Source organism: Cytobacillus gottheilii (assembly GCF_900166665.1).
Classification (GTDB): Bacteria; Bacillota; Bacilli; order Bacillales; family Cytobacillaceae; genus Cytobacillus; species Cytobacillus gottheilii_A.
On the sequence record NZ_LT800494.1, the window covers coordinates 2,554,800 to 2,565,767 of the forward strand.

General features: G+C 39.0%; 10 protein-coding genes. All 10 read right to left on the reverse strand.

Features of this window, described 5'->3' with window-relative positions; all coding sequences use genetic code 11:
- Positions 1 to 228: a hypothetical protein gene (locus B7E07_RS12615; RefSeq protein WP_306807559.1), complete on the reverse strand. Its 228-nt coding sequence runs from the start codon at positions 226 to 228 to the stop codon at positions 1 to 3.
- A 204-nt stretch (positions 229 to 432) separates the two neighbouring features.
- The gene (locus tag B7E07_RS12620; RefSeq protein WP_080846201.1) at positions 433 to 1,638 is read right to left on the reverse strand and encodes a sn-glycerol-1-phosphate dehydrogenase; all 1,206 of its coding nucleotides are present in this window, start codon (positions 1,636 to 1,638) and stop codon (positions 433 to 435) included.
- Between the two features lie 82 nt (positions 1,639 to 1,720).
- Complete coding sequence (locus tag B7E07_RS12625; protein WP_080846202.1) at positions 1,721 to 2,896, reverse strand: family 43 glycosylhydrolase; 1,176 nt, start codon at positions 2,894 to 2,896, stop codon at positions 1,721 to 1,723.
- 24 nt (positions 2,897 to 2,920) lie between these two features.
- Positions 2,921 to 3,565 (reverse strand): YesL family protein, encoded by a 645-nt coding sequence (locus tag B7E07_RS12630; protein WP_080846203.1) that lies wholly within the window; start codon positions 3,563 to 3,565, stop codon positions 2,921 to 2,923.
- Positions 3,566 to 3,604: 39 nt separating this feature from the next.
- The gene (locus B7E07_RS12635; RefSeq protein ID WP_080846204.1) at positions 3,605 to 4,441 is read right to left on the reverse strand and encodes a carbohydrate ABC transporter permease; all 837 of its coding nucleotides are present in this window, start codon (positions 4,439 to 4,441) and stop codon (positions 3,605 to 3,607) included.
- Positions 4,441 to 5,394 carry a carbohydrate ABC transporter permease gene (locus B7E07_RS12640; RefSeq protein ID WP_139785630.1) on the reverse strand — a complete coding sequence of 318 codons (954 nt, stop codon included), beginning with the start codon at positions 5,392 to 5,394 and terminating at the stop codon, positions 4,441 to 4,443. The genes B7E07_RS12635 and B7E07_RS12640 overlap by 1 nt, the downstream gene beginning before the upstream one ends.
- A 68-nt stretch (positions 5,395 to 5,462) precedes the next feature.
- Positions 5,463 to 6,827, reverse strand: a complete 1,365-nt coding sequence (locus B7E07_RS12645; protein ID WP_080846205.1) for an ABC transporter substrate-binding protein — start codon at positions 6,825 to 6,827, stop codon at positions 5,463 to 5,465.
- 64 nt (positions 6,828 to 6,891) lie between these two features.
- Positions 6,892 to 8,409, reverse strand: coding sequence for an arabinosylfuranosidase ArfA (arfA, locus tag B7E07_RS12650; RefSeq protein ID WP_080846206.1), 1,518 nt, complete (start codon positions 8,407 to 8,409; stop codon positions 6,892 to 6,894).
- A 612-nt stretch (positions 8,410 to 9,021) separates the two neighbouring features.
- The gene (gene araA / locus B7E07_RS12655; protein ID WP_080846207.1) at positions 9,022 to 10,506 is read right to left on the reverse strand and encodes an L-arabinose isomerase; all 1,485 of its coding nucleotides are present in this window, start codon (positions 10,504 to 10,506) and stop codon (positions 9,022 to 9,024) included.
- A gap of 70 nt (positions 10,507 to 10,576) precedes the next feature.
- The coding region (locus tag B7E07_RS12660) for a class II aldolase/adducin family protein (RefSeq protein WP_176215199.1) at positions 10,577 to 10,968 on the reverse strand (392 nt) is incomplete at its 5' end.

The window sequence follows — 10,968 nt, forward strand, 5'->3', positions numbered from 1 at the left end:
CTATTCACCCCAATTCTTTGATAAAAAGTAATTGATCACAATAATGATCACGGCCAAAACCGTCCATAACAAGAAACTTCCATACCATGCTTGCACATTTGTCAGTACTGTATAAGGAAGGAAATAGCCTAATAAAACAATGACAAGGATCGCTAAAGCCCACTTTAATTCTCTTGATTTCATTTCATCACCCCGATTTTTATCAATCAATCCTATTACATTATACATCAGAATAGACAGGTGTAAAGACACTTATCAAAAAAAGCTTTAAAGAAAACATATCAACGGACAAGCCTGATAAGTGCAGACAGTGGTTTCGTTGCTCTCATCCTTTTTGAAAGTGTAAAAAGACCCTAACACAATCGTGTTAGAGCCTAACTTAGTTATTCCTATTTAAGCTTAAATTATACAAGCATATAGATGCAGCGAATCTTACATTACATTCAATTTTATCGGGTATTTTATATGTGAGTTTGTTTGTCTATTGATCAGCTTTAAAAATGTACATCGATCTCTTAATTGGTATGCCTCATTCAAACTTCTTTCTACTAATTCATTAGAAATTCCAAGATCTAACGGAACAGCAGGACCGCCAGCTGCTTCCAGCAGATCTTTCACATATTCTGGATTAGGAAGGTAATAGATTGCATCTTTTATGCCTTCCCAATACTTCTTTAATGCTTGCTTTTCGTCATCGCTGCCTGGAATGTGATCAATATTCAAATTCGCAGCGCATTCCTTGTATAATTCAATCAGAACGGCTGTGGCAACACCCACTTTTGCTCCATGCAGGATTTGCTTCTTATCCTCTTTTAAAAGCTCCATCTCCCAATAATGAGATAAATGATGCTCACCGCCTGATGCCGGTCTTGAGTGATCCAGTATGAACATGACGATTCCTGAATCAATTAAAGCTGTCATTAAACCTTTTATAGCCTCATCATCGTGATGAGCGATACCAGCTACATTGTCAATACACCGCTCTAATGCGTTACGCACTATTTTTGCTGCCAATGGCTGATAAGGCTCATTCCCTATTAGATTGGAAATTTGCCAATCCAGTAAAGAAGTATATTTTCCTAACATATCGCCAAGTCCTGCAGCAGTCAATTCACGTGGCGCTCTTTTAATAATCTCTATATCCGCAAAAACAGCAATGGGAGATATTGATTGTATGGTTTGCTTAAATCCATCTATAATGAGCGGTGCTCCTTTTGAAGTAAAGCCATCCACAGAAGCAGCGGTTGGCACAGATATAAACGATTTTTGCATTTTACAGCTGACAAAGCGAACAATATCATGAATGGTTCCAGCTCCGACAGCTAACATGATGTCCGTTTTTTCAGATGATTGCAGAAGCAGTTGAACTATAGCGCCTTCATCTGCAATCACTTGATTGTGTTTGTTAGGTTTTAGTTTCACTATATTTATTTCAAAACCCTCGGAAGACAAAAGATCAGCTAACTGATTTCCAGCTGCCTTCCATGTCTGATCATCACATACTAAGGTGATATATCTCCATTTTTTTGCTGTTAAAAACGAAGGCACTAAATGCAAAGCATGATTACTTAGTTCAATATGAGGCAGACTGATCCTATTAGAACTGACTTCGTCTGCCAATTGATATAAGTCTTCCATTACAATGCTCCTTTCAATCGTTTCTTCATTTGAAATAAAGGCTTTTTTCGTCCTGTGAACTTAAATAACGAATTCAACATCTTCAGCTGTTATCCTTGACGGTAATCCTCGCCGTTACTTCTATTGTTCGTTCATCGAATGTCTGGCCGGGAATCCCAAAATAAGGAGTTCCATCGGTCTTCCATAACAATTGCTGTACTCTGGCGTGACGGTTATGGTCATAGAGAGGATTTCCTGTGATTTCTTTATAGGGACGAGCATGATAGACGAGCAAATCTGTCTTTCCATCTTCAGCAACCGTAAAACTATTATGCCCTGGACCGTATTCACTTGTAGTCTCATTCGAGGAAAATACAGGTTCACCCGTTTTCGTCCAGGATTTTGGGTCTAATAAATCGCTGTCTTCATCTGCTGAAAGCAGCCCCATTGCATAATGATGATTCGTTTCACTGGCAGAATAAGCAATAAACACTTTTCCATTCCGTTTAATCATTGCCGCCCCTTCGTTTACGTGAAACCCAATCTGCTCCCATTCCAATTCAGGTGTTGATAACAGTACTTGTTCTCCCTTAATTCTCCATGGATTTTCCATTTCTGCGATATAAAGATTAGAAATAGTATCATTCTCAACCTTTTGAGCCCAAACCAAAAACCTCTTGCCTCTGTGTTCAAAAGTCGTTGCATCTAAAGAAAAGCTTTGAAAATTCGTGTTCACTTGCCCTTTTTCGGTCCATGTTCCTTCTAATGGATTGTTTTCCGCAGTTTCGATCACATATGGGCGAATTCCCCAGACATCTTCCTTTTCTCCTGCTGCAAAATGGATATACCATTTTCCGTCTATGTAGTGTATTTCAGGTGCCCAAATATGCTCAGACATGATGCCCGTTTCATGTGCTTCCCAAACCACAACTTCTTCAGCCGCTTGTAAACCTTCAATTGTTTTCGCTCTCCGTAAAACAATTCTGTCGTATAACGGATATGAACCGGTAAAATAATAATAGCCATCTGTATGCCGAACAATATACGGATCTGCTCTTTGTTCAATTAATGGATTTGGATAATGTTTAAATTCAATTTTTCCTTTGATTTCAAACGATCCCGCTTGATTGATTGCACCTTCAGCCGTTTCCTCCCAAATCACATCTACTAGCACATGGTTCCCGTTGTTCAATTCCACTTCTATTTTTCCGGGGAGCTCTGGCGGCTGTCCGACAGCTGTTTGAAGTTCGACAGTTTCTACCTTACCTAGCTTAAGCAAGTGATCATCTCCTCTTCTCTCTATTTAATTAACTTGTTCTGTTTCATCATGAAATGGTTCATCAGACATTTTCTTAAAAACCTGCAGTGCCAGCCAAATGGAGATTAGCGAAGGCACACTTATGGAAAAAAACGGTATTACCCCCGGGAAGCTTAAAGATAGATAAACGGAAGCAAATACGGTTAGACCAATCGCTAACGTATAATGAAGCTTTGTCAGGCCGATAATAAACGCAATTTTCATATATTCAAACCAGTTATTATGAAAATGACTCAGTAAAGGAAAACTCCAAACAACGATTATGGCGAAAAAAAACACAACTATATAAAAAGAAAAAGGCACAATGATCCACACCTCTTCTTTTGTATTCAATAATAATTGATAATTAGAATAAAGAATCCCGCCAATGAAAGTAAGCACCCAGCCCATTATATTAGCATTTACAAACTCCTGTTTATATTTGTCCTTAAACGTTTTTCTAATGGAAATATCCACATCACCCATGACCCATTTCCGAGTCACACCTAATGCAGCAGCGGTTGCCGGAAACATTCCGCCAATCAGCAGTCCTTTTAATGTGTAAAGGATCCATAATAGATTTAGGACAACTGCCCGAGTAATCCAGCCAAACAACTTGTCGAGTGACGAAACGATTTCTTTGCCATTCATGGTTTGTTACCTCCTTTTGAAGGATTCTTTACTGCTAAATTATCCTTTGACACCGCCTACTGTCAGACCCGATACAAAATAGCGCTGGAAAAATAGAAACAATATAACAATCGGAATGATTGTCATAACGGATCCGGCAATTAACACGTCATAATTGTTTCCATATGGCGTTAATAGCGTAGCTAACCCAATTGGCAGCGTAAACATATCATTTGATCTTAAAACTAATAAAGGCCATAAGAAGTTGTTCCAGCTGTTTAATCCTTGTAAAATGGCCATTGCGGCAAAAGAAGGAAGCATTAATGGCATCATAATTCTATAGTAAATTCCATACTCGGTTGCACCATCAATTCTTGCCGCATCCATTAGTGCTTTTGGCAGTCCTAATGCATATTGTCTAAAGAAAAATACAGCAATGGGTGCTACAATTAACGGCATCATCACGGAGAAGTAGCTGTCAATTAAATTCAGGTCAATCATAAGGTCGTAAAGCGGCAGCATTAATATTTCAAACGGCACCATGATGATAAATAGTACAAGTATAAAAATAAAATTTCGCCCCTTAAAATCATACATGGCTAATGCATATCCAACCATTGACGAAAAAAACAAAGACAAAAATATGGTTAATGATGAAATGATTAAACTATTCCCATACCATTGCCAATACTCTCCCGCTTCAGTAAAAATATAGACATAGTTATCAATATTCAATTCGCCCAAATTAAACGTTAAGCTCATCCCATTTCTCATTAAGTCAGATGAAGGCCTGAAGGATGAGATGATTAACCCTAAAATGGGAAATAGGGCTATAAAAGATATAATCGCGAAAAAAATGGTTCCGATCACTGTTGCTGTTTTGTGATTTTTTATCATTACTCGTCACCTCTTTTAAATGCTCCTGTGATCAGCAGCTGAACAAAACTCACAACAAAAATAATGAGCATTAAAACAACGCCAATGGCAGCGCCAAACCCCATATCATTCATTTGGATGCCCTGCTGATAAATATAGCCGACAACTGTTGTTCCAATATTGCCTGGTGAACTCGTTTCCCAGAATACAAAGCTTTCCTCAAACATCCGGAATCCATTAATAATACTGATTGTGACGACAAAAATAGTAATAGGTTTCAAGAATGGCAGTGTTACATAATAGAATTTCTGAAATACATTAGCACCATCAATTTCTGCTGCTTCATATAGCTCCTTTGGTACATTCTGAAGTGCAGCTAAGAAATATAGAATATTCACACCCATCCAGCGCCAAGAACATAAAATCACCATCAGGAACATCGCAGACCATGAGTTATATCTCCACTCAACCGCCTCTAATCCCAAAAAACCTAGGACTTGGTTGGCAACAGCTGCATCTGATTCTCCAAACATCATTCGAAAGATCGTACCTGCAACGATGACGGAGGTTAAAGACGGAATAAATAATGAAGCTCTAAATAAGGTTTTGAACCTGACCATTTTTGAATCTAGTAATACAGCAAAAATAATGGGAAGAACAGTAAGGACCAGAACAGTTAATATGACATAAATAGTCGTATTTTCTAAAGCACGATAAAATGTCGGATTAAAAATTCGTTCATAATTGCTCCAGCCAATGAACTGTCTTTCACCTGGCAGCACTCTTTGAAAGCTCATGATGACTGCTTGAATAGCTGGATATAAAGTTAATAGTAAGAAGGAGATGATGAAAGGAGACACAAAAACAAATGGCGCTACTTTTTTCGAATTCAAAAATTTCATAAACTTGTTCTGTTGTTTAGGTGTTTTAGGAGTTTTTATTTCCTTTTTGGCATCCATAGGTGTTTCCAGCATAGGTTACCCTCCCTGCATGTAATTTTAATACTACAAGGACAGTAGTTTTCCCTGCCCTTGCAGTTCTTTTATTTCGTAGATTCCATTTTTGCTCGAATCGTGTCAGCTGCTTGTTTAAGCGCCTCTTCAGGTGTCTGAGAATCTTCTCTGATCACACTGTGCATGACGTTTGTCTGCAATTCGGTAATAACCTCTGTCGTAAACTCTGTTAATTCCACACCATTTACTTGATCTTTTATTTCACCTAACATATCCCAGATGTAATCACCGAAATAATCGAAATATGGATTATCTTCCTGTAATTCTGGTGAATCCCAAACATCTGTACGCACAGGATCAAATCCTAAAAGTTTCCACAATTGGATACTTCCTTCTTCAGAAAGTTTCGCGTAAGCTAAGAATTCTTTCGCTAGATCCACGTTTTCTGATTGAGAAGTAACGGATGTACCAGTACCACCCATTCCAGTCGTTCTAGCATCAGACCCCGGCCATAATGGCATCGGTTTCATTACCATCTTCCCTTTTAGATCTGGCATATAATCGATGAATCTTCCCATATACCACAGTGGCATTGTTAAAGAAGCTGCACCGCCATCGTTCATAAATCCATAATACTCTTCTGAGTGATGGAAACCGCCTGGCGTTGGAACAGCAATTTTATGTTCATGAACCATATCACGCAGGAATTGGAGAGCTTCAATATTTTTTTCATTGTCTAACGTAAGTTCCTCGTTTTCATCAAAGAAACTTGAGCCGCTTTGACTGACGAGCGGCCAGAAGCTCCAATGCTCATCCGTTTCAACAGTTGTCATCGGTTTCCCTGTTACTTCTAAAACGGTCTTCCCTGCTTCTACATAATCTTCCCATGTTTCAATTGCATCAATATCCACACCAGCTTCATCCATTATTTCTTGATTATAGTACACAACCGTTGCACCCAGATGTGTTGGAATAGCATAATGATTACCATCTTTTCCATACAAATCAAAGCGTGTATCGATAATGACATCCTTTAACGGCTCGGTATATTCATTCATTGGCTCAAGCTGAATCTCACCTTGTAAAAAGCTTGAAAACCGTCCCACTTCGATATCAACAAGATCTGGCGCACCTGATCCTGATTGAAACGCCATCAGCAGGTTGTTATGCATTTGATCATACGGATACGTCTCAGCAACTAATTTAATCGGACGGTCAGGAAACTCTTCATTCCATCTTTCAGTAGCATCTTCGTAAATTTGCATATGCAATTCATTGAAAGTCCAGAAAGTTAACTCTGTTGCATTTTCTAAATCATCGCCTACTGTAGCAGTTGCATTTTCATCTGGAGCATTTTCGTTGCCGTTATCTCCTCCAGCTTCTTTATTTCCAGAGCACGCAGCCAGCACCAGTAAAATAAATAGACTAATACCTACAACCCAAAGTTTTTTCATCTTCTTTCCTCCCCTTTTTGAACATACAAGAAATACTTTATATAAAACTAGGATATACCCAGTTTCACATCATGAATTTTTTTAATCGGATCACATTCCACGATGTTTTCGGTACAATAATCTGTAATTGTCCGCCTTCATTGGTCGATTTACCATTAGCATGCGGAACTACGTTTTGAGATTCTGCGGTGTTTGCGGCTTTCAAATGATCATTCTCTAACACTAAGTGCTCAACTACCTGATAATCTTCAAAACTTCTAATATCAGCAGTCAGATGAATGGTTTCTGACAAGTGCTTATTGACTAAAAATATGGTTACTTCTTCATTCTCTTCATTACATACAGCGGCACAGTCTATATACGGTACATCTGTAAAGTCTTTGCTGTCATATTTTGGAGATGATAAGATCGGTTTTATTGAGACTCCTCTGCCATATAAAGATGTGTGCATATAAGGATAAAAGATCGTTTGTTTCCAAGCACGGCCATTATTCTCTGTCATGATTGGTGCAATTACATTCACTAATTGAGCTAGACACGCCATTTTCACGCGATCAGCATGCAGTAAAAATGTGATTAACATGCTGCCAACGAGCAATGCATCTTCAAAATTATAATGATCTTCCAGCTGCGGCGGCGAAATGGTCCAAGGTTCAATCTTTTTGTCAGCTTCCCTCGAGTGATACCATACATTCCATTCATCAAAGCTAAGATACATTGTTTTTTTGCTTCTGTGTTTGGCTTTAATATAATCGCAGGTTGATGTGACTGTTTTGATAAAATGATCCATATCCACATTTTTCGCTAAATAGTTTGCTGGATCATTTTCATGATTACCGTAATATTGATGAAGGGATATATAATCCACTTCTTCATACGTATGATCTAATGTGATCGCTTCCCATTCGGGGAATGTCGCCATTCCGGTATTGGAGCTGCCGCATGCTACAAGTTCTATGTCAGGGTCGACGAGTTTCATCGCTTTTGCTGTTTCCTTGGCTATTCGCCCATACTCCTGTGCCGTTTTGTATCCAATTTGCCACGGTCCGTCCATCTCATTTCCCAGACACCAAGTTTTAAATTGATGCGGCTTTTCATAGCCATGCGATTTTCTAAGATCACTCCAGTATGTTCCGCCAGGATGATTGGTGTATTCAAGCAGATTTCTGGCTGCATCAATGCCTCTTGTACCCAAGTTAACCGCCATCATTACATCTGCATTTACCTTATTTGCCCAATCAGCAAATTCATTTGTTCCTATTTCATTTGTCTCTATCGTGCGCCAGGCCAGCTCTAACCGTCTTGGCCGATCAACCACTGGTCCGACTCCATCCTCCCAGTTGTAACCGGATACAAAATTTCCGCCAGGATAACGGATGATGGGCACTTGGAGCTCTTTTACTAGATGGATCACATCTTTTCTAAAGCCCTGTTCATCTGCTTGCTCATGATGAGGGTCGTAAATTCCTCCGTAAACCGCTCGACCAAGGTGCTCAATAAACGAGCCATAAATTCTTTTATCCACAGGTGCAATTTTATAATTCCGATCCAGCACTACTTTTGCCTTCAATTGACTAGACATGTATACACCCCTATCCTTTTAATCTAGTTAGATATGTTAAACAATTCATGAATAGCTGAGTTCTTTTGAATCTACTCCCTCTATCTGTATCCGTTTTCATTTTAATCAATAAAAATGATTTGATCGTCATTATAGCAAACGATAAAATAACCACTTTCATTTGTACGTATAAGTTAATAAAATACGATCCTTAGAAACTTGAAAAATTATATTTTCATTGCCATTACAGGGTTATAATGGGTCTTTACAGAATATTTGCACGTCATCTTCAAAGAATCTCTCTATGTATTTATAAAAATTATACATCCAGAGATTCATGAACTCAAGATGACTCTAATTTGTACGTATAAGTTGATTATAAATAACTATATTTTGAAACACAATACAATTTACGAAATTTTTAAAATTTTTAACTTATATAACTAACCCGACATTGTAATAGGCTTATTTCACAAAGAGTGCAGCTAAAGTCTTAAATGAGTTGATATTGTAGGAGGCTCATACCTCATTTAGCTTGAATCATTTTTAGAGCCAGGGAAAGAACTTTCTGTGAAATGCATGAATACAGACAGAATTTATATTGGCCTCTCCTAGAAAAGAGAACTTCATAGTTTATCGATAGATGGCTTCATTCCAGCGTAATTCATTTTTTAAATGATACGAATTTGTATCTTTATTAATCAACAGGCATTCAATCCCAGTCAACTCAGCCCAATCCTGCAATTGCTCCGTTGTTACATTAAAAGAAAGGCAGGTGTGATGAGATCCTCCAGCCAAAATCCAATTTTCGGCCGATTCACTTAAAGATGGCTGCGGCTTCCACAATACTCTGGCCACCGGTAAATTCGGCAATTCATTTGCTGGTTTGATTGCGTCTACCTCATTAATAATCATTCTAAAGCGATTTCCCATATCAACAATGGTTGCGTTTACAGCTTGACCGCTGGCTCCATCAAATATCATTCGAGCAGGTGGGTTTTTTCCGCCAATACCCAGTGGATGAACCTCTATTTTTGGTTTGGTTGCAGCGATACTCGGACATACTTCAAGCATATGAGATCCCAGAACAAGTTCATTGCCAGGTTCAAAGTGATACGTGTAATCTTCCATAAAAGAGGTCCCTTTTCCTTCTGCAATGATTTTCATCATGCGAACAAGGGCAGCCGTTTTCCAATCACCTTCCCCTGCAAAACCATAGCCTTCTGCCATTAGACGCTGAACAGCAAGACCAGGGAGCTGCTTCATACCGTGAAGGTCTTCAAATGTAGTCGTAAATGCAGAATAATTTCCATCTTGAAGGAATGCTTTTAATCCTAGTTCAATTCTGGCTTGTTCACGAATTGACTCCCTGAGCTCTCCTTCTTTTAATGCTTCCGATGAGATATCATAAAGTTCTGAATATTCATCCAGCAACTGGCTTACCTCTGTTTCAGGTATATCATTCATTCTTTGCACAAGGTCGCCAATTCCATAGCCATTCACAGTCCAGCCAAACTTCATTTGTGCTTCGATCTTGTCACCTTCCGTAACAGCCACTTGGCGCATATTATCACCAAATCTAGCGACTTTTAAAGTGCGGCCTTCATTGAAGGCTACCGCCGTTTTCATCCAGCTGGCGATTCGTTCACGGACATGATTATTTTCCCAGTGCCCTGCAACTACCTTGCGTTTTACATTTAATCTGCTGCTAATAAATCCATATTCACGATCACCATGGGCGGACTGGTTTAAATTCATGAAATCCATATCTATGTCGTTCCATGGAATATCGCGGTTATATTGTGTATGAAAATGTAACATCGGCTTTTGAAGCAATGAAAGACCTGAAATCCACATTTTAGCAGGTGAGAATGTATGCATCCATGTCAAAATCCCTGCACAATTCTCATCAGCATTTGCTTCAAGAACTAGCCTGCGTATGGAGTCTGCATCCTTAACAATTGACTTAAAAACGATTTTATAGGGGATTGATGGATGCATGTCTAATGCTTTGGCTATTTCAATCGAATGTTTCTCAACCTGTTGAATGACTTCTTCTCCATATAACATTTGACTTCCAGTTACAAACCAGAATTCGTATTCTCTTGTCTTTAACATTATGAACGCTCCTTTACTCTTTACAAAGTTTTCAAGATCGTTATTTCGATAGTTTGATAGAAGCTTAAGCCTATTTTTGACCATAATAGGCATGAACTCCATGCTTACGGAGGTAATGCTTATCAAGCAGGTATTGATCAATTGGCTGCTGCTGCACATTAAGCTGATAGGTTTGAAGCGCCATTTTGGCCACTTCTTCTAGAACAACCGCATTGTGCACTGCCTGTTGAGGATCCTTTCCCCAGCAAAATGGTGCGTGGTTAGAAACAAGCACACCTGGCATTGCAGCTGGATCAAGGCCATCATTATGAAACTTTTCAATGATCACTTTGCCTGTTTCCGCCTCATACGCTCGGCTGATTTCTTCTTCCGTTAACTTACGGGTACAAGGGATTTCACCATAAAAGTAATCTGCATGTGTCGTCCCGAGTGGCGGTATGGACCTGCAGGCTTGTGCCCAGG

Bases quoted from the DNA above. Each gene is read 5' to 3' on its own strand.
- B7E07_RS12620 (WP_080846201.1), bottom strand. From the start codon at position 1,638: ATGGAAGACTTATATCAATTGGCAGACGAAGTCAGTTCTAATAGGATC.
- B7E07_RS12640 (WP_139785630.1), bottom strand. From the start codon at position 5,394: ATGCTGGAAACACCTATGGATGCCAAAAAGGAAATAAAAACTCCTAAA.
- B7E07_RS12635 (WP_080846204.1), bottom strand. From the start codon at position 4,441: ATGATAAAAAATCACAAAACAGCAACAGTGATCGGAACCATTTTTTTC.
- B7E07_RS12615 (WP_306807559.1), bottom strand. From the start codon at position 228: ATGTATAATGTAATAGGATTGATTGATAAAAATCGGGGTGATGAAATG.
- araA (WP_080846207.1), bottom strand. From the start codon at position 10,506: ATGTTAAAGACAAGAGAATACGAATTCTGGTTTGTAACTGGAAGTCAA.
- B7E07_RS12630 (WP_080846203.1), bottom strand. From the start codon at position 3,565: ATGAATGGCAAAGAAATCGTTTCGTCACTCGACAAGTTGTTTGGCTGG.
- arfA (WP_080846206.1), bottom strand. From the start codon at position 8,409: ATGTCTAGTCAATTGAAGGCAAAAGTAGTGCTGGATCGGAATTATAAA.
- B7E07_RS12645 (WP_080846205.1), bottom strand. From the start codon at position 6,827: ATGAAAAAACTTTGGGTTGTAGGTATTAGTCTATTTATTTTACTGGTG.